Origin of the sequence: Amycolatopsis iheyensis, assembly GCF_024703995.1 — a bacterium.
In the GTDB taxonomy this organism is placed as follows: Bacteria; Actinomycetota; Actinomycetes; order Mycobacteriales; family Pseudonocardiaceae; genus Amycolatopsis; species Amycolatopsis iheyensis.
The window spans coordinates 124,217-143,175 of the sequence record NZ_JAMXQV010000026.1; the positions used below are offsets into that span (position 1 = coordinate 124,217).

The window sequence follows — 18,959 nt, forward strand, 5'->3', positions numbered from 1 at the left end:
CCATCCCCTCCTCGGCACTTCCGGCGGGGACCGCGGAATTGTCCGGAAAGGAATTTCGACCGTAACACGCGCCCACGCCGGTCGCAACGGACCGGCGTGGGCGGCGGGGATCACTGGGGCAGGTCGTCCGGGCCGAACGCGTCCGGCAGGACGTCGGACATCGGCAGGATGCCGCTGGGGGTGTCCACCAGGCACGCGGAGCCGCCCAGCTCGAACAGGATCTGCCGGCAGCGCCCGCACGGCATCAGCAGGTCGCCGGCGCCGCTGCGGCACGCCACCGCGACCAGCCGGCCGCCGCCGGAGAGCCGCAGCTGACCGGCCATCGTGCACTCCGCGCACAGGCCGAGCCCGTAGGAGGCGTTCTCGACGTTGCAGCCGGTGACCACGCGGCCGTCGTCGACGATCCCGGCCACCCCGACCAGCAGGCCCGAATAGGGTGCGTACGCGTGGGAAGCGGCTTCGATGGCCTTGGAACGCAAGGCGTCCCAATCGAAAGCGGTCACTAGTCCTCCCCTCGGCGATAAGGCTTGCCGTCCGCGCGCGGTGGCCGGAGCCGTTGCGACGCGGCCGCGAGCACGATCAGCGTCACGAAGTGCGCGGTGTACGGGATCAGGTCGGACGGCAGGGTGTCGTTCGCCCAATAGATCGAGTACAGCACGCCCGCGCCGACGGCGCCGAGCGCCGCGGCGATCCACTGACGCCGCAGCAGCTGCACCACCACGATGATCGCGAGCAGGATGACCGCGCCGTAGAACAGCGCGAGCACCGCTTCGCCGCCGCCGGCCAGCTGCAGGCCGTCGGAGTAGCCGAACAGCGCCGCGCCGCCGAGCAGGCCGCCCGGGCGCCAGTTGCCGAAGATCATCGCCGCGAGGCCGATGTACCCGCGGCTGTTGGTCTGGTTCTCCAGGTAGTCCGCGCCGCCCTTGAGCAGCACCAGCGAGGCGCCGCCCATCCCGGCGAACGCGCCGGAGATCAGCACGGCGACGTACTTGTGCCGGTACACGTTGACGCCCAGCGACTCGGCCGCCGTCGGGTTCTCGCCGCAGGACCGCAGCCGCAGCCCGAACCGGGTGCGCCACAGGATCCAGTAGCTGACCGGCACGAGCAGGATCGCGATCATCGCCAGCGGCGAGACCTCGGTGACCAGGCCGCGCAGGATGCCGGCGACGTCGGAGATCCCGACGCGCTGCTCCTTCTCCAGGTCGGCCAGCCAGTCGGACAGGCCGGCCGCGGAGTAGGTGTCGAACTTCGGCACCACCGGCGACTGCCGCGGGTTGCCCGACAGCGGTTCGAAGATGAGGTTCGCCAGGTACTTCGTGACGCCGAGGCCGAGCAGGTTGATCGCGACGCCGGAGACGATGTGGTTGACGTTGAACGTCACCGTCGCCACCGCGTGCAGCAGGCCGCCGAGCGCGCCGAACGCGAGCGCGGCCAGCAGGCCGGCCCAGACGCCGCCGTAGTACGCGCCCCAGGCCGCGCCCCAGGTCCCGAGGATCATCATGCCCTCGAGACCGATGTTGACGACGCCCGCGCGTTCGGCCCAGAGGCCGCCCAGCGCGCACAGCAGGATCGGCAGGGCCAGGCGCAACGCCGTCGACGCGGTGTTCGACGACGTCAGCGCGGTGACGCCGGTGGAGTACGACGCCGTCGAGATGACGGCGATGGCGATGACCGCCCAGATGACCCCGCGCAGCCAGCCGGGGATCCGGCGCCGGGCGCGCCGGACCGGCATCGTGGAGCCGGATTCGGGAGCGACGTCCGTGATCACACCGCACCCCCTTCCGCCACCGAAGCGCCCTTGCGGCCGTTGCCGGCGAGCGCGCGGCCCACCCGCCGTTGTTCGGCGGCCAGGTCGGCGCGTCGCACGATTTCGTACGCCACGACGACCGACAGCACGATGATGCCCTGCATGATCGTCGCGATCTCCTTGGACACGTTGACCTGTTCGAGCGACACCGCCGAGGTGTCGAGGAACGCCCACAGCAGCGCGCCGAGCGCGATGCCGCCGGGGTGGTTGCGGCCGAGCAGCGCGACCGCGATGCCGGTGAAGCCGTACATCTGGGTCGCGGTGATGCCGTAGGTGTAGTCGCGGCCGAGCAGCTCGGGCATCGCGATCAGGCCGGCCACGCCGCCGGAGAGCAGCATGGCGATCAGCGTCATCTTCTTGGCGTTGACGCCGCCGGCCGCGGCCGCGGTGGTGGACTCGCCCGACGCCTTGAGCTCGAAGCCGAACCGGGTGCGGTTGAGCATGAACCAGTAGCCGCCGCCGATCAGCGCGGCGATGATCGCGAACCCGAACAGCGTGCCGGAGCCGAGCGGGATGCCCGGGATCCGGCCGGACGGCTCGATCGTGCGGGTGCCGAGGTTGTTCCCGGTCAGCACACCGAACTGGTCGGCGTTGATGAGGAAGGCGATGATGCCGCCGACGATCGAGTTCAGCATGATCGTCGAGATGACCTCGCTGACCCCTCGGGTCACCTTGAGCACCGCCGGGATGGCCGCGTAGAACGCGCCCGCGGCGACCGCGATGATCAGGATGACCAGCACGTGGATCACCGGCGGCAGCTTCAGCGCGCCACCGGCGATCGCGGCGATCACGGCGGCGAAGCGGTACTGGCCCTCGACACCGATGTTGAAGAGGTTCATCTGGAAGCCGATGGCCACCGCGAGCCCGGACAGGTAGTAGACCGTCGCGAGGTTCACCGTGTCGACCGCGGTGGAGCCCTTGAACATCTGGCCGACCATGGTGCCGTAGGCCTGCAGCGGGTCCGCGCCCGAGATGATCAGCGCGATCGCCGACAGCAGCACGGCGAACACGATCGCCAGCAGCGGTGGCAGCAGTTTCGTGCGCCAGGAGGTCATTCTTCGTCACCCTCTCCGGCGCCGGTCATCGCCGAACCCAGTTCCTGCGGCGTCACGGTGGCGGGGTCGGCCTCGCTGACGAGGCGCCCGCGCAGCATGACCCGGATCGTGTCGGACAGGCCGATCAGCTCGTCGAGGTCGGCGGAGATCAGCAGCACGGCGAGCCCGGCGGCGCGGGCCTGACGGATCTGCTCCCAGATCAGGGCCTGCGCGCCGACGTCGACGCCGCGGGTCGGGTGCGAGGCGACCAGCAGCACCGGCTCGCCGGACAGCTCGCGCCCGACGATCAGCTTCTGCTGGTTGCCGCCCGAGAGCGCGGCGGCCGGGACGTCGATCCCCGGGGTGCGGACGTCGTAGTCGCGCACGATCCGCTCGGTGTCGGCGCGGGCGCCGGCGATGTCGAGCAACTGTCCTTTGGAGACGGGTTCGCGGGTCTGGTAGCCGAGGATCCGGTTGACCCACAACGGTTGCGTCAGCAGCAGGCTGTGCCGGGTGCGGTCCTCGGCGATGTAGCCGATGCCGGCCTCGCGCCGCGCCAGCGTGCCGGCCTTGGTGATGTCGCGGGCCTTGCCGTCGCCGTCGACCAGCTCGATCGTGCCGCCGGTCGGCTTGCGCATGCCCATGATCGTCTCGACGAGCTCGGTCTGGCCGTTGCCCTCGACGCCGGCGACGCCGAGCACCTCGCCCGCGTGCACGGTGAAGGAGACGTCGTCGAGCGCGTTGCGGTCCGAGCCCTCGGCGCCGAGCGTCAGCCCGCTCAGCCGCAGCACGGCCCGGTCGGTGACCGTGGACTCGCGGGTCTCCGGGCTGGGCAGCTCGGAGCCGACCATCATCTCCGCGAGCTGCCGCGAAGTGATGGCCTTCGGGTCCGCCGTGCCGACGGTGGTGCCGCGGCGGATCACCGTGACGGTGTCGGCGATCGCGCGGACCTCGTCGAGCTTGTGCGAGATGAACAGGAACGTGTAGCCGTCGGCCTTCATCTCCCGGACGGTCGCGAACAGCGCGTCGACCTCCTGCGGCACGAGGACCGCGGTCGGCTCGTCCAGGATGATGATCTTGGCCCCGCGGTAGAGCACCTTGACGATCTCGACGCGCTGGCGGTCGGCGACCCCGAGCTCTTCGAGCAGCGTTTCGGGCTTCGCGTGCAACCCGGTCCGCTCGGCGAGCTCGGCCAGCCGGGCGCGGGCGGCGCGGCCGATGCCGTGCAAGCCCTCGGCGCCGAGGAACACGTTCTCGCCGACGGTGAGGTTGTCGGCCAGCATGAAGTGCTGGTGCACCATGCCGATGCCCGCCCGGATGGCGTCCTGCGGGTTGCGCAGCTTCACCTCGTCGCCGTTGATCGCGATCGTGCCCTCGTCCGGCGGCTGCATGCCGTAGAGGATCTTCATCAGGGTGGACTTGCCGGCGCCGTTCTCGCCACAGATGGCGTGCACCTCGCCCGCGGCGACGGTGAGGTTGACGTCGGAGTTGGCCACCACACCCGGGAACCGTTTGGTGATCCCGGTCAGCTGGACGGCGGGCGCGCCCCGGTCGGGGACGGCCTCGGCCGGGGCCTCGGCAGTGCTCATGGGCGGGAGAATTCCATATCTCGTCCAAACGCGTGAGGGGCCCGGAGGAAAAATCCTCCGAGCCCCGGCGCGTTCTGTAGTTACTTCTGCGGCTTGTCCGAAACGGTGATCGCGCCCGAGATGATCTGGGCCTTGTACCCGTCGAGGACGTCCTTGATGTCGTCGACCTTGCCGCCCGAGGTGGCGTAGCCGACGCCGTCGACCTTGAGGTCGAACCGCTTCGGCAGCCCGCTCAGGTCACCCTTGGCGACGGCCTGGATGTAGGAGAACACCGCGACGTCGACGCGCTTGAGCATGGACGTGATGATGATGTCCTTGTCGGCCGCGACGGTCTTCTGGTTGTACTGGTCGGAGTCGACGCCGATGGCCAGCGCGTTGCCCGACTTGGCGGCGTCGAAGACACCCTTACCGGAGGCGCCCGCGGCGTGGTAGATCACGTCCGCGCCCTTGGCGATCTCGGCGGCGGCCTTCGCGTTGCCCTTCGGCGGGTCCTGGAACCCGGAGTAGTCACCGGCCGGGGTCAGGTACTCGTCCTCGATCTTGACCTTGGACGAAACCGTCTTCGCGCCCTGCAGGAAGCCGGCCTCGAACTTCTGGATCAGCGGGGTGTTGACACCGCCGACGAAGCCGATGTGGCAGCTCTTGCTCTTGTACGCGGCGGCGACGCCGGCCAGGAACGAGCCCTGCTCCTCGGCGAAGACCAGCGGCGTGACGTTCGGGAGCGTGATCGAGTCGTCGTCGACGATCGCGAACTTGGTGTTCGGGTACTTGGCGGCGACGGCCTTGACCGAGGTCGCGTAGGCGAAGCCGACCGCGATGATCGGGTTCAGGCCCGAGGAGGCCATCTGGTCGAGGCGCTGCTGCTTGGCCGACTCGGCCTCGCTGGCGGAGGCGGTGCTCTCGTTCACCGTGGTGACGCCGAGGTCGCTCTTCGCCTTGTCGGTGCCCGCGGCGGCGGCGTCGTTGAACGACGCGTCACCCCGGCCGCCGACGTCGAAGGCCAGGCCGATCTTCAGCTTGCTGCCGTCGATCTTCTCGCCGGCCGCGGTCGAGCTGCTGGCGGCGGCGGGCGCGGCGGGCGGCTTCTGCGCGGTGACGCAGTCCGAGCCGCCCGAAGAGGCCGCGGTGTTGTTCGAGCTGTTACCACCGCCGGAGTCCTTGGCGCACCCGGCCAGGGCGAGCACCCCGGCCATGGCCGCGGCGGCCAGCGCGGTTCCACGCATGCGACGCAACGTGTGTCTCCCTCCCCGCTGATCCAGCGGATGTCCAGGGCACGACCGGGCCCACTGCCAGGTCGACTGGTGGACCGTACCCGCCGGACAGGAATGCGCCATAGGAACGGCACGCTACGTAACACAAACGTTTACTCACGAGTCGCACGCGCGACGGAGTGTGCACCCAAAGTGATCAAAGACGTCACTCGGTGCTGCTTTCGACCCTCTCCCGCGCCGCGGGACGGCCGAATTGCCGTTCGAGGTGACTCAGTGTGCCAGCCCGACCGAAGAGTGGACCAGTCCGATCACCCTGTGGGACGCAGGGGGCGGGAGCGCTTTCCGAATCGTTTCAGCTGCCCGCCACCCGATCGGGCGTCAGCCGCGCGGGCGAGCCGGCCCCGGCGCGTCCACAGTGGACCCCCGATTCTGTGACGGCGCCCACAACCGGTGTGTGCCCCGGTGTCTGGTCCATCACAGAGGGGAACCCGGAGGTGAGCCGTCCGTCGGGGGCGGGTCTAGCATCCCTTTCATCCAGGCTCGATGACCCTTGATCTCGGCATTGCCGCCGGAGTCGTCCCAGGTGGACGACGACGATCACTGCGGACCTCACCGGTCACCCGGGCACATAGTCAGACGTTGGAGGCCGTTCACCGATGTCCACCACGGCGAGCACTGCCACTTCGGCAGAGGCGAGCGATCGGGCGGGTGCCTCACGCCGGCAGGGGACCTTCTACCGGGGCGACCCCGGCATGTGGTCCTGGGTGCTGCACCGCATCACCGGCGTGCTCACATTCTTCTTCCTGTTCGTGCACGTGCTCGACACCGCGCTCGTGCGCGTGTCCCCGAACACGTACGACCAGGTCATCGAGACCTACAAGACGCCGATCGTGAACCTCCTGGAGGTCGGGCTGGTCGGCGCGGTCCTGTTCCACGCGCTGAACGGCATCCGCGTCATGCTGGTCGACTTCTGGTCGAAGGGCCCGAAGCTGCAGAAGGCGATGCTGTGGGTGATCGGCGTGGTCTGGGTCGTGGTGATGGTCCCCGGTGCGTTCTTCATGCTGAAGCGCACCGTCGAAACGCTCTTCGGGGGTAACTGACATGGCCGACCTCGCCCTCGCGAACCCCCGCGCCCCGAAGCGCCCCGCCGCCCGCCGGAGCAACTTCGAGCTCTACAGCTGGCTGTTCATGCGGATCTCCGGCCTGGCGCTGATCATCCTGGTGCTCGGCCACCTGCTGATCATGAACATCCTCGACGGCGGTGTGCACCGGATCAACTGGGGCTTCGTCGCCGGCCGCTGGGCTTCGCCGTTCTGGCAGTTCTGGGACCTGGCCATGCTCTGGCTCGCCGAGATCCACGGCGGCAACGGCCTGCGCACCATCATCGACGACTACGCGCGCAAGGACAGCACGCGGTTCTGGCTGAAGATCCTGCTCTACGTCTCGATGGTGCTGATCCTGGCCGTCGGCACGATGGTGATCTTCACCTTCGACCCGAACATGCCCGCGAACTGATCTCCGGAGACTTCCTGCCATGCAGTTCCACAAGTACGACGTGGTGATCGTCGGCGCCGGCGGCGCCGGGATGCGCGCGGCCATCGAGTCCGGCCAGCGCGCCCGCACCGCGGTCCTCACCAAGCTCTACCCGACCCGGTCCCACACCGGCGCGGCCCAGGGCGGCATGTGCGCCGCGCTGGCGAACGTCGAAGAGGACAACTGGGAGTGGCACACCTTCGACACGGTCAAGGGCGGCGACTACCTCGTCGACCAGGACGCCGCGGAGATCATGGCCAAGGAGGCCATCGACGCGGTGCTCGACCTGGAGAAGATGGGCCTGCCGTTCAACCGGACGCCCGAAGGCAAGATCGACCAGCGCCGCTTCGGCGGGCACACGCGTGACCACGGCAAGGCCGCCGTCCGCCGGGCCTGCTACGCCGCGGACCGCACCGGCCACATGATCCTGCAGACGCTGTACCAAAACTGCGTCAAATACGGCACGGAGTTCTTCAACGAGTTCTACGTGCTCGACCTCGTCACCAGCGAAGACGAGAACGGCAACCCGATCGCCTCCGGCGTCGTCGCCTACGAGCTGGCCACCGGCGAGCTGCACGTCTTCCAGGCTAAGTCGATCGTGATGGCCACCGGCGGCGCGGGCAAGATCTTCAAGACGACGTCGAACGCGCACACCCTCACGGGTGACGGCCTCGGCATCATCTTCCGCAAGGGCCTGCCGCTGGAGGACATGGAGTTCTTCCAGTTCCACCCGACCGGCCTCGCGGGCCTGGGCATCCTGATCTCGGAGGCCGTCCGCGGCGAGGGCGGGATCCTGCGCAACGCCGACGGCGAGCGGTTCATGGAGCGCTACGCCCCCACCATCAAGGACCTCGCGCCGCGCGACATCGTGGCGCGCTCGATGGTGCAGGAAGTGCTGCAGGGCCGGGGTTGCGGCCCCAACAAGGACTACGTCGTCCTCGACGTCACGCACCTGCCGGTCGAGGTCCTCGAGACCAAGCTGCCGGACATCACCGAGTTCTCGCGCACCTACCTGGGCGTCGACCCGGTGAAGGAGCCGGTGCCGGTGTTCCCGACGTGCCACTACGTGATGGGCGGCATCCCGACCAACATCCACGGCGAAGCGCTGCGGGACAACGAGAACGTCATCCCGGGCCTGTACGCGGCGGGCGAGGTCGCGTGCGTGTCCGTGCACGGCTCGAACCGCCTGGGCACGAACTCGCTGCTGGACATCAACGTGTTCGGCCGCCGCGCCGGCATCGCGGCCGCGGAGTACGCGCTGGCCCACGAGCACGTCGAGCTGCCTGCCGAGCCCACGAAGCTGGTCGAGGAGCAGCTCGCGGGCCTGCTGTCGGAGCACGGCGACGAGCGCGTCGCCGACATCCGCAAGGAAATGCAGCAGACGATGGACTCGCACGCTTCGGTGTACCGGACCGAGGACACGCTGAAGCAGGCGCTGACCGACATCCAGGCGCTGAAGGCGCGTTACGGCCGGATCACCGTGGCGGACAAGGGCAAGCGGTACAACACGGACCTCTTGGAGGCCGTCGAGCTGGGCTTCCTGCTGGAGCTGGCCGAGGTGCTGGTCGTGGGCGCGATCGCCCGCAAGGAGTCCCGCGGCGGCCACGCCCGCGAGGACTACCCGACCCGCGACGACACGAACTTCATGCGGCACACCATGGCCTACAAGCAGGGCGCGGAGCTCTCGTCCGACATCCGGCTGGACTACAAGCCGGTCACCTTCACCCGCTACGAGCCGATGGAGCGGAAGTACTGATGACTGCCATTGCTGAGTCTCCTTCGGCTTCGGTTTCCGACGAGCACACGCCGATCACGGTCACGCTGAAGATCCTCCGGTTCAACCCGGAGGTGGATTCGGAGCCGCACTGGGAGTCCTACGACGTCCCGGCCCAGCGCACCGACCGCCTGCTGAACCTGCTGTTCTACGTGAAGGACTATATCGACGGAACGTTCTCGTTCCGCCGTTCGTGCGCGCACGGCGTGTGCGGGTCGGACGCGATGCAGATCAACGGCATCAACCGCTTGGCGTGCAAGGTTCTGATGAAGGATCTGCTTTCGTCATCGGGCAAGCCCACGGTGATCACGATCGCCCCGATCAAGGGCCTGACGACGTTGAAGGACCTGTACGTCGACATGGACCCGTTCTTCGAGGCGTACCGGGCGATCAAGCCGTACCTGATCACGTACGGCAACGAGCCGACGCGGGAGCGGATCCAGTCCCAGGCGGATCGCGACCGGTTCGACGACACCACGAAGTGCATTCTTTGTGCTTGCTGCACTTCTTCGTGCCCGGTTTATTGGAACGACGGGTCTTACTTCGGGCCCGCGGCGATCGTGAACGCGCACCGGTTCATCTTCGACTCCCGTGATGAGGGGGCTGAGGAGCGGCTGGACATTCTCAACGATGGCGAGGGTGTCTGGCGGTGCCGGACGACGTTCAACTGCACGGATGCCTGTCCGCGTGGGATCCAGGTGACCAAGGCGATTCAGGAAGTAAAGCGGGCGCTGCTGTTCAAGCGCGTCTGACCTGTTGCCGCGAAGAGGCCCCTCCGCTCGTCGAGCGGAGGGGCCTCTTCGCCGTTCGGGGCATCTGGGTGCGCTCGGTGCGGCATACGGTCGAGTCATGGCCGTCTTCTACAGCTTTCACTACGAGCACGACGTGATGCGGGTCCAGCAGGTCCGGAACATGGGTGTCCTCGACGGGCAGCCGCTCCTGAACGCCCAGAAGTGGGAGGAAGTTCGCCGAGCCGGTAAGGCGGCCATCGAGCAGTGGATCGACAAGCAGATGGCCTACAAGGAGGCGGTTGTCGTCCTGGTCGGTGCCGAGACCGCCGATCGCCCGTGGGTTCAGTACGAGATCGAAAAGGCGTGGGCGGACAAGAAGCCGCTCGTCGGGATCCGGATCCACGGGCTGGCGAACTTGCAAGGGCAGACCGACCGGCCTGGCGTGAACCCGTTCACCAAGATCCGCACCGACCCGTGGACCACCCTCGACCAGCTGGTGCCCCTGCAGGATCCCGCCGGAGCCAACAGCTCGGCTGTCTACCAATCCATCCAGGCGAACCTCAAGACCTGGGTCGACAACGCCGTCCGCAGGCGCTGAACGGCCGCCACCTGGCGAACCCGATGGCGGCCTGCGACGGGACTCAGCGCACCGCCCGCTTGGCTGAGCGGGGGCCCTTGTCGTGACCGGGCAAGGAACCGGCGGCCGGCAGCGTAAGCCGAGTACGAACTCACCAGACCTCCCCCGCCCCTCATCCCAGCCGCATTTCAGTCGACACTCGGGTTTGTCAAGGCACGCTTTCCCGCCTTGACGAACCCGAGTGTCGACTGAGAATCCAACCGGAGGGGCGGGGGAGGTCGGACCCGCTCTGCCGCGGGTTCAAAGAAATGTCCTCGCCGGACGGGCAGGCTCCGGGATGACCCGCTCTTGCCGCTGTTCTCTCACCTTTGAGAGGTGGGCCGCTGGGTGGTCATCCCGTCGCCTGAACGAGGCCTATCACTTTGAGCCGGGCCCGCAAGCTTTGTGTTTCCATCCTGCGCTGCGCAGATGGTTGCGGGCCCGGCTCAAAGTGATTTTCTGGCCTCAGGCGACGGGCTGACCACCCAGCTCTTTTAGTGTTACCGCACCGCGTCCAGGGCGTTGACCAGGCCGTGGCCGTAGTACGAGTTGTTCTTCGCCGGGCCCGTGCACTCCGTCTCCGTTGACGCGCACTTCACCGGGTCCGCCTCGCCCGTCAGGACCTTCGCCAGCAGCTGCGGGGGCAATCCCCGGAAGCGAGACGCCAGCAGCGCCGCGACCCCGGCCGCGTGTGGCGACGCCATCGACGTTCCGCACTTCGAGCCGTACTGGCCGCCGAACACCGTGGTCGACAGTGGGCAAGAAGGACCGGCGCCGTCCGGCGGCAGCTGGGAGAAGTCGCCGCCCGGGGCCGTCACGTCGATCTCGCCGTAGTTGCTGAACGACGACTTCGTCCCCGCGTAGCCCACCGACGACACCGTCACCACGCCGTCGATTGCCTTCGGCAGGATTCCGCACGACTTGTCCACCGGGTGGGGGCGGTTCGGGTCCGTCGTCTGCGTCGTCGTGTCGAAGCCCGAGTTGCCCGCCGCCGACACGTTCAACACGCCGTGGCGGGTCGAGAACTCGATCGCGCGGCGGACCGCCTCATAAGCCGCCGCGTCGCCCGGCTCGCGGGAGCAGAAGAACATGCCCGGGTCGATGTAGTAGCTGTTGTTCGTCACCTGGAAGCCGTGCTTCGCCGCCCAGACGAAGCCGCAGACCGCCGCCTCCGGGAAGATGTAGCCGTCGTCGTTGACCACCTTCACCGACGCCAACCGCACGCCCGGGGCGATGCCCGTGAAGCCCGCCGCCGGGTCCTTGCCCGCGATCGTGCCCGCCACGTGCGTTCCGTGGTCCGACGTCGTCGGGGCCCACGAGGCGGGGGCAGTGTCAGCAGCACCTGTGACGCAACCGGCGGAAGCAGCAGCCGAGACCGCAGAAGACAGCGCCGGGTGCGTCGCGTCGATGCCCGAGTCCAGGACTCCGACCGTCACCGCGCGGCTGCCCTGGTACTTCTTGTTCGCCTCGGGCGCGTGGATCGCCTTCATGTCCCACTGCTGGGCCGAAAGGTCACCTGAAGCGGCGAACGTCCGCGTGTCCTCCAGCGTCCGGACCGCCCCCAGGGAGGACCGGGCAGCAGCAGCGGAAGCCACGTCCTTACCACCCGAATAAGCCCGGTAGACGCCGATCTTCTGCTGGAAGTCCGCGTTGCGCGAGCTCGCGATCGCGACGCCGATCTCGCTGTAGTACGCCACCTTCGTGCCGCACTTGGCCGCCAGCTCCTTGTCGACGGCCGAGGCGCGCGTGCCCGGCTGGTACGTCACCACGTAGGTGTACGGCGTGCTCGTCGTGTCGCACGCGACCGGTGCGGCCTCGGCGGCCGGTGCCGCGGCGAACAGGCCGCCCCCGACGGCCAGCACGAGCGGGGCCGCCATTCGGCGTAAACGGGACATTCCACCTCCAGAGTCGGTGGCGTCAACCTAAACCGGCCCCGGGGACCGCGCCACCGACCAAAGTCAGGAGGAGACGCGCGACGTCGAACGCACGCCGCGCCAGCCCAGCACCCCGATGATCGTGCCCAGCACGAACGACACGACGGTCAGCACCGCGTGCACCACGAAGTACGCGGTCGGCGAGCCGTCGGGGGTCCAGGACTGGTCGCTCGCCCACAGGTTCTTCGCGAAAGTGATCCAGATGATCCAGGACCACACGCCGAAGGCCAGCAAGAACAGCGAGGTGCCTCGCGAAATGCGCATGCCCTGAGTATGCGACCCGGGCCGCGGCGCTAGATTGCGTGGGTGCACTCCGCTGTTTCCCGGTCGCTCAAGGTCCTCACGACGACGCTCGCCGCCGCACTGCTGGCCCTGGGCACCCCGGTCCTCGCGGCCGCGGGCCCGCAGCAGGGCCAGTGCGCGAACCACCAGGCCCCGCCGGCCCCGGTCGACACGTCGGAGAAGCCCGCCCCGGGCCGGCAGGCCCCGCCGCCGCTCGCCGTGCCCGCCGACCCGGTCGGTGGCGCGCGGATGGCCGAGTGCGGCCTGATCACCCCGGACGGCGCGCTCAACCCGCCGGACGGCAACACCGCGGCGTCCTGGGTGGTGCAAGACCTCGACACCGGCGCGGTCATCGCGGCGAAGGACCCGCACGCGCGGCAGCGGCCCGCGTCGCTGATCAAGACGCTGCTCGCGCTGGTCGTCGTCACCCAGCTGGACCCGCAGCAGGTGATCGTCGCGACGAAGGAGGACGCGGAGCAGGAGTGCACCTGCGTCGGCCTCGTCGCCGGCGGGCAGTACACCGTCGACCAGCTGCTGCACGGCCTGCTGATGCACTCGGGCAACGACGTCGCGCACGCGTTCGCCACTGCGCTCGGCGGCGTCGACGCCGCGGTGGCCAAGATGAACGCGCTCGCCCGGAAGATCGGCGCGCTCGACACCCGCGCCGCGACGCCGTCGGGCCTCGACGGGCCGGGCATGTCGACCTCGGCCTACGACCTCAGCCTGATCTTCCACTACGCGATGAAGCAGCCGGAGTTCGCGAAGACCGTCTCGACGAAGAACTTCGAGATCCCGGCGACCGGCGGCAAACCGGCCATCCCGGTCTACAACGACAACAAGCTGCTCGGCGTCTACCCCGGCTTCCTCGGCGGCAAGACCGGCTTCACCGACGACGCCCGCCACACCTACGTCGGCGCGGCGCAGCAGAAGGGCAAGCGGCTCGCGGTCGTCATGCTGCGGGCCGAGCAGAAGCCGACGAAGGTCGTCGACCAGGCGGCGAAGCTGCTCGACTACGGCTTCGCGCTGGAAGCCGACCGTGCGGCGCCGGTCGGCAAGATCGACTACCAGGCGCCGGTGACGACGCCGGCGAGCGGTGACCCGTCCGTGCTGGCCGACGGCGGCACCGGCAACAGCGGGACGTCCTCGGCCGCGGCCGCCGCGAAGGAAGACCCGTTCGGCGTCACCGGCTGGATCATCACGCTGGTGGTGTTCCTCGTCATCGTCGGCGGGTTCGTGGTCGGGCACCAGCGCAAGAAGGCCGCGAGCTAGCGGAACCCGGGCCCGGGCTCCGGGGTCACCCGGTCGGTGGTGATCGCGCCACCGCAGTGTCCACACGCGACAAAAGTGTCCGCGATCTCGCCGCAGTCGTGGTGCCGCAACAGGATCGGCGGCCCCGCCGGCCCGGCGAGGTGCTTGTCGCCCCACTGCATGAGCGTGACGACGGCGCCGAAGAGGTCCCGCCCGGCCTGGGTCAGCACGTACTCGGGCACCGGTTCGACGCGCTCGAGCACGCCGGCGTCGACGAGGGTCTTCAGCCGCGCGGACAGGGTCGGCCGCGGGATGGCCAGGTTCCGCGCGAGCTCGCCGTAGCGGCGCACGCCGAAGAACGCTTCCCGCAGGATGAGCAGGCTCCACCGCTCCCCGACCAGGTCGAGGGCGCGGCCGACCGAGTCGTGCGTGAACCGGTGCCCCAGGTCGGTCACAGCGCCAGCACCAGCTTCCCGGTGTTCTCGCCGCGGAACAGCTTCAGCAACGTCTCCGGGAACTTCGCGATCCCGCCCGCGACGACGTCTTCGCGCGACTTCAGCACGCCTTCGCGCAGCCACCCGGCCAGCGCGTCGACCGCCTCGGGGTACCGGTCGGCGTAGTCGGAGAAGACGAACCCGGTCATGGACGCGCGCCGCACCAGCAGCTGCATGTAGTTGGCCGGGCCCCGCGGCCCTTCGGCGCTGGTGTACTGCGAAACCGCGCCGCTGAGCACGATCCGGGCGCCACGCGCGAGCCGCGCGAGCGCCGCTTCGAGCACTTCGCCGCCGACGTTGTCGAAGAAGACGTCGATGCCGTCGGGCGCGTGCGCCTTCAGGTCGGCGCGAAGGTTGCCGGCGCGGTGGTCGACGGCGGCGTCGAAGCCGAACTCCTCGACGAGCAGCCGGCACTTCTCCGGCCCGCCCGCGATGCCGACGACGCGGCACCCGTGGATCTTCGCGAGCTGACCCACGACGATCCCGACCGACCCGGCCGCGGCGGACACCACGACAGTCTGGCCGGGTTCCGGCTTGCCGACGTCGAACAGGCCGAAGTAGGCGGTGATCCCGCTGATCCCGAGCGTGCCGAGGAACGTCGGCGCCGGGGCGAGCGCGGTGTCGACGACCGTGACGCCCGCGCCGTCCGACACCGCGTAGTTCTGGACGCCGAAGGTCCCGAAGACGTCCTGACCCGCCTTGAACGCGGGGTGCCGCGACTCGAGGATCCGGCCGATCCCGGCCGCCCGCATGACTTCGCCGAGCTCCACCGGCGGCACGTACGACCGGCCCGCGTTCATCCAGGTGCGCATCGCGGGGTCGAGCGAGAGGTACCGGACCTCGACGAGGAACTCACCTTCTCCGGGAGTCGGTGCGGCTTCCTCGGTGTAGTGCCAGTCGCTGTCCTTCGGCAGCCCGGACGGCCGGGCGGCGAGGCGGTACTGGGCGTTGACGGGCATGGCGCTCCTCAGAGCTGTTCGGTGCGGGCGGGCACGCCCAGCAGCAGCTTGCCGGACAGCTCGAAGCTGGCCGGGTTGACCTGGAAGTGGGCGGTCGCGGTGTGCGCGTCGCGGAACCGGCGCTGCAGCGGCGAAGTCTCGTAGATCGCCGCGCCGCCGCCGAGGTCGTACATGCTTTCGGCGACCTTCGCGGCGGTGCGCGTGGTGTGCGTGGCGGCCAGGCGGAGGCCGAGCTTGAGCGCGTCCGGCACCGGTTCCGGGCGCTGCGCGGCCTGCCAGGCGTCGTCGATGCTGGTGTAGAAGAGCAGCCGCGCCGCACGCAGGGCGGCTTCGGCCTCGGCGACGGCGGCCTGCGTCTGCGAACGTTCGGCCAGGGAGCGGCTGGAGCCGAGCGGCTTGCGCGTCGAGGCCAGCTCGACGAGGTCGTCGATCGCGCCACGCGCGTTGCCGAGCGCGGCTGCGGCGACCGACAGCGCGAAGTAGCCGAAGAGCGGGAACCGGTGCAGTGCCACGGCTTCCGGCGGCGGTCCACCCAGCACTGAGAAGACGCGGTGCTCGGGGACGAACAGCTCGTCGGCCACGCAGTCGTGGCTGCCCGTGCCGCGCAGGCCGTTGGTGTGCCAGGTGTCGAGCACCTGGATTCCGGCCTTGGGCAACGCGGCGACGTACAGCTCCTTCTCGTGCACGAAACCCGCGAAAAGCCAGTCGCAGTGCGGGATGCCGCTGCAGAACGCCCACCGGCCGGAGACGACGTACCCGCCGTCGACCGCTTTGCCGACACCCCGCGGCGCCCAGACGCCCGCGGCAACGGTTCGAGGGTCGCCGAAGACCTCTTCGGCGCACTTACGCGGGGCGTAGGCGGACAGCAGGCTGCTCGTCACGGCGATCGAGACGCACCAGCCGGCGGACGCGTCGCCGCGCGCGACCGTTTCGGCGGTTTCGAGGCTGAGCGCGGGCGGCGCTTCCGGGCCGCCGAGGTGGCCGGGGACGCCGCTGCGCAGGAGCTGGGCGTCGGTGAGCTTCGCGACGAGCTCGGCCGGCAGGGCACGCTGCCGCTCGGTGGCGGGCGCGAGCTTCTTGGCGAGCGCGGCACACTCGCGGGCGGCGTCCAGCATGAAACCTCCGGTTCAGATTTCTTACCGGTTCAGTTTCTTTACCGCACCGCTCGCTGTCAAGACTTGCGGCGGCCCCCGAGCCACGCGAGCAGCGCGCCGGCGCTGAACGCCCCCGCGACCGCGCCCAGGCCCGGCCCGCGCTGCACGGTGACGCTCTGCTCGAGCCGCACCGGCGGCGGGGGCACGACGACCTTGCGCTCGTTCTCCTTGGCCGTCGCCGTCCACGCCGTGATGAGCAGCAGGAAGCGCGAGACGAGGTTCGCGAACACGAGCAACCCGATGACCGGCCCGAAGATCGCGGCCGCCGGCGACTTCGTGACGCTCGCCAGGTAGACGGTGGCGACCTGCTGCAGGACGACGAACCCGACGGACGCGACCACGGCGCCCTTCACGGCACTGCGCAGCGCGACCCGTTCACGCGGCAGCCGCGCGATCACCCAGAGGAAGACGAGGGTGTTGGCGAGCAGGCCGAGGACGATCGTCGCGACGCGGAGCAGGAAGTTCGCCCAGCCGGCCCCCTCGAGCCCGACGAGCTTGAGCAGGCTGTGCCCCACGAAGCCGCCGAGAGCGGTCAGCGCGAAGGAGACGGCCAGGGCGACACCGAGCCCGACCAGCGCGACGAGGTCCTTGAGCGTCTGCTTGACGATCGGCTGCGGCTGCTTCTCCTGGCCCCACTGGGCGGTGAGCGCGTCCCGCAGGTTCGACATCCAGCCGATCCCGGAGTACAGGGCGAGGAGGAGACCGAAGATCCCGATCCCGCCCCCCGACTCGACCGCGCCGTTGACGATGCTCATGACGAGATCGCGCAGGCCCTCGGGCACGGAGTCGTTGATGCTCTTGGTGATGTTCTGGATGATCGCCTGGTCGTGGTTGACGACCAGGCCGAACACGGCGAAGCCCACCATGAACAGCGGAAACACCGACAGCACGCTGAAGTAGGTGATGGCGGCGGCGTAGTGGTTGCCGTACCGCTCGGTGAAGGCCTCGTTCGCCCGGATCAGGTGATCGAGCCACGGGTACTTCCGCCGCAGCCGCGGCAGGAGCTTTTCCTTCTCTGCTTCTTCAGTCGCCACTGTAAAACGCTAACCACGCCCCGTGACTCCCGCAACGCGAGCGGCTCAGGTGAGGGAGGTCAGGAGATCCTCGTAGGCGTTTTCAGCGCTCAGGACGGTGGCTCGTGGCGTCGCGTACGCGGCCACGTTCGCATAGGCCTCGGCCAGGTCGGCGGCACCGAGCGGCACCACCGTCTCGACCTCCGACGACCCTCGGGCGGCGAAGCGGCGGCGGACCACGTCGAGGCCGGGCAGGAGCACGAACTCGTGGAAGCTCGCGCCGCACTCGCCGGCCAGCGCTTCGAGCCGCTCCGCGAAACCCGGCCGAGCGAGTAGCCGCGGCACCACCACGCCCGTGCTCGCGTTGTCCACACGGCTCGCCCGTTGTGGACAACCCGTCCCGCCGAGGCCCGAAACGCCGGAACTGTCGGCCGCCCCCGATAGACTGGACTGGGGACGCCCCCCAAGGAGAGGGCGGGGGATGGGGCCGGCCGCTCGTTCGAAGCGACAAGGCCGAAGGCCCGCCGTTCAGCAGGAGCAGTCTCACCGGACCGGCGGCAGGAACCCGATCCGCTGGTAGGTCTTGGCCAGCGTCTTCGACGCCACCTCGCGCGCGCGTTCGGCGCCCGCGGCGAGGACCTTGTCCAGCTCGGCCACATCGTCCAAATAGGACTTGACGCGCTCCTGGATCGGCGACACCCACTCGACGAACACCTCGCCGAGGTCCTTCTTCAGGTCGCCGTAGCCCTTGCCCTCGTACGCCGCTTCGAGGTCGGCGATCGTGCGGTCCGTCAGCGCCGAATAAATGGTCAGCAGGTTCGAGACGCCCGCCTTGTGCTCGGTGTCGAACTTGACCTCGCGGCCGGTGTCGGTGACCGCCGAGCGGATCTTCTTCGCCGAGCGCTTCGGGTCTTCCAGCAGCTCGACCAGGCCGTTCGCGGTGGACGCCGACTTGCTCATCTTGCTCGTCGGGTCCTGCAGGTCGTAGATCTTCGCCGTGTCCTTGATGATGTAGGGCTCCGGCACCACGAACGTCTTGCCCAGCCGGTTGTTGAAGCGCTGCGCGAGGTCGCGCGTCAGCTCCAGGTGCTGGCGCTGGTCCTCGCCGACCGGGACCGCGTCGGCCTGGTAGAGCAGGATGTCCGCCGCCTGCAGGATCGGGTACGTGAACAGGCCGACGCTCGAGCGGTCGGAGCCCTGCTTCGCGGACTTGTCCTTGAACTGCGTCATCCGGCCGGCCTCGCCGAACCCGGTCTGGCACTCCATGACCCAGCTCAGCTGGGCGTGCTCCGGGACGTGGCTCTGCACGAACAACGCGCTGCGCCGCGGGTCGATGCCGATCGCGAGCAGCTGGGCAGCCGAGACGCGGGTGCGCTGCCGCAGCACCTTCGGGTCCTGCTCGACGGTGATCGCGTGCAGGTCGACCACGCAGTAGAACGGCTCATGGGTGTCCTGCAGCCGCACCCACTGGCGCAGTGCGCCGAGGTAGTTGCCGAGGTGGAACGAGTCGGCGGTGGGCTGGATCCCGGACAGGACCCGCGGGCGGCGCTCTGCGACGGTCTGCTCTTCGGACACGTCAG

At 69.2% G+C, this 18,959-nt stretch carries 19 protein-coding genes; 6 read left to right on the forward strand and 13 right to left on the reverse strand.

Annotation, left to right across the window (positions count from 1 at the left end; translation table 11 throughout):
- Window positions 1-110: 110 nt before the first annotated feature.
- The 5 genes from M8542_RS38010 to M8542_RS38030 form a co-directional block, all read right to left on the reverse strand.
- Window positions 111-503, reverse strand: coding sequence for a cytidine deaminase (locus M8542_RS38010; protein ID WP_257925182.1), 393 nt, complete (start codon window positions 501-503; stop codon window positions 111-113).
- On the reverse strand, window positions 503-1,732 hold the full coding sequence (locus M8542_RS38015; RefSeq protein WP_257925237.1) for an ABC transporter permease: 1,230 nt from the start codon (window positions 1,730-1,732) through the stop codon (window positions 503-505). Before M8542_RS38015 ends, M8542_RS38010 begins: the two co-directional genes overlap by 1 nt.
- A 32-nt stretch (window positions 1,733-1,764) precedes the next feature.
- Window positions 1,765-2,862 (reverse strand): ABC transporter permease, encoded by a 1,098-nt coding sequence (locus M8542_RS38020; RefSeq protein WP_257925183.1) that lies wholly within the window; start codon window positions 2,860-2,862, stop codon window positions 1,765-1,767.
- Window positions 2,859-4,430, reverse strand: coding sequence for an ABC transporter ATP-binding protein (locus M8542_RS38025; protein WP_257925184.1), 1,572 nt, complete (start codon window positions 4,428-4,430; stop codon window positions 2,859-2,861). The genes M8542_RS38020 and M8542_RS38025 overlap by 4 nt, the downstream gene beginning before the upstream one ends.
- A gap of 80 nt (window positions 4,431-4,510) precedes the next feature.
- Window positions 4,511-5,653: a BMP family lipoprotein gene (locus tag M8542_RS38030; RefSeq protein WP_257925185.1), complete on the reverse strand. Its 1,143-nt coding sequence runs from the start codon at window positions 5,651-5,653 to the stop codon at window positions 4,511-4,513.
- A 644-nt stretch (window positions 5,654-6,297) separates the two neighbouring features.
- Here M8542_RS38030 and sdhC point away from each other — a divergent pair.
- The 5 genes from sdhC (at window position 6,298) to M8542_RS38055 (ending at window position 10,277) form a co-directional block, all read left to right on the forward strand.
- On the forward strand, window positions 6,298-6,741 hold the full coding sequence (gene sdhC / locus M8542_RS38035) for a succinate dehydrogenase, cytochrome b556 subunit (RefSeq protein ID WP_155549008.1): 444 nt from the start codon (window positions 6,298-6,300) through the stop codon (window positions 6,739-6,741).
- Between the two features lies 1 nt (window position 6,742).
- Window positions 6,743-7,156: a succinate dehydrogenase hydrophobic membrane anchor subunit gene (locus M8542_RS38040; protein WP_247060758.1), complete on the forward strand. Its 414-nt coding sequence runs from the start codon at window positions 6,743-6,745 to the stop codon at window positions 7,154-7,156.
- Window positions 7,157-7,175: 19 nt separating this feature from the next.
- A complete protein-coding gene (gene sdhA / locus M8542_RS38045; protein WP_257925186.1) occupies window positions 7,176-8,930 on the forward strand; it encodes a succinate dehydrogenase flavoprotein subunit in 1,755 nt (584 codons plus the stop codon).
- A complete protein-coding gene (locus tag M8542_RS38050) occupies window positions 8,930-9,700 on the forward strand; it encodes a succinate dehydrogenase iron-sulfur subunit (RefSeq protein WP_257925187.1) in 771 nt (256 codons plus the stop codon). The genes sdhA and M8542_RS38050 overlap by 1 nt, the downstream gene beginning before the upstream one ends.
- 97 nt (window positions 9,701-9,797) lie before the next feature.
- Window positions 9,798-10,277, forward strand: coding sequence for a TIR domain-containing protein (locus M8542_RS38055; protein WP_257925188.1), 480 nt, complete (start codon window positions 9,798-9,800; stop codon window positions 10,275-10,277).
- Window positions 10,278-10,795: 518 nt separating this feature from the next.
- Here the strand turns inward: M8542_RS38055 and M8542_RS38060 are convergent.
- The gene (locus tag M8542_RS38060; protein WP_257925189.1) at window positions 10,796-12,190 is read right to left on the reverse strand and encodes a S8 family peptidase; all 1,395 of its coding nucleotides are present in this window, start codon (window positions 12,188-12,190) and stop codon (window positions 10,796-10,798) included.
- 63 nt (window positions 12,191-12,253) lie between these two features.
- Entirely contained in the window at window positions 12,254-12,493 is a 240-nt protein-coding gene (locus tag M8542_RS38065) for an SCO4848 family membrane protein (protein ID WP_257925190.1), read from the reverse strand.
- Window positions 12,494-12,535: 42 nt separating this feature from the next.
- Between M8542_RS38065 and M8542_RS38070 the strand changes: the two genes are divergently transcribed.
- The gene (locus M8542_RS38070; RefSeq protein WP_257925191.1) at window positions 12,536-13,780 is read left to right on the forward strand and encodes a D-alanyl-D-alanine carboxypeptidase family protein; all 1,245 of its coding nucleotides are present in this window, start codon (window positions 12,536-12,538) and stop codon (window positions 13,778-13,780) included.
- Here the strand turns inward: M8542_RS38070 and M8542_RS38075 are convergent.
- From M8542_RS38075 to trpS, 6 genes are all read right to left on the reverse strand, one after another.
- Entirely contained in the window at window positions 13,777-14,214 is a 438-nt protein-coding gene (locus M8542_RS38075) for a winged helix-turn-helix transcriptional regulator (RefSeq protein WP_257925192.1), read from the reverse strand. The two genes, M8542_RS38070 and M8542_RS38075, sit on opposite strands and share 4 nt — an antisense overlap.
- Window positions 14,211-15,212: an NADP-dependent oxidoreductase gene (locus M8542_RS38080; RefSeq protein ID WP_257925193.1), complete on the reverse strand. Its 1,002-nt coding sequence runs from the start codon at window positions 15,210-15,212 to the stop codon at window positions 14,211-14,213. Before M8542_RS38080 ends, M8542_RS38075 begins: the two co-directional genes overlap by 4 nt.
- 8 nt (window positions 15,213-15,220) lie before the next feature.
- A complete protein-coding gene (locus M8542_RS38085; protein ID WP_257925194.1) occupies window positions 15,221-16,327 on the reverse strand; it encodes an acyl-CoA dehydrogenase family protein in 1,107 nt (368 codons plus the stop codon).
- 56 nt (window positions 16,328-16,383) lie between these two features.
- Complete coding sequence (gene yhjD / locus M8542_RS38090; RefSeq protein WP_257925195.1) at window positions 16,384-17,400, reverse strand: inner membrane protein YhjD; 1,017 nt, start codon at window positions 17,398-17,400, stop codon at window positions 16,384-16,386.
- A gap of 45 nt (window positions 17,401-17,445) precedes the next feature.
- Complete coding sequence (locus M8542_RS38095; RefSeq protein WP_257925196.1) at window positions 17,446-17,751, reverse strand: hypothetical protein; 306 nt, start codon at window positions 17,749-17,751, stop codon at window positions 17,446-17,448.
- Between the two features lie 171 nt (window positions 17,752-17,922).
- Entirely contained in the window at window positions 17,923-18,954 is a 1,032-nt protein-coding gene (gene trpS / locus M8542_RS38100) for a tryptophan--tRNA ligase (RefSeq protein WP_257925197.1), read from the reverse strand.
- Window positions 18,955-18,959 lie beyond the last annotated feature (5 nt).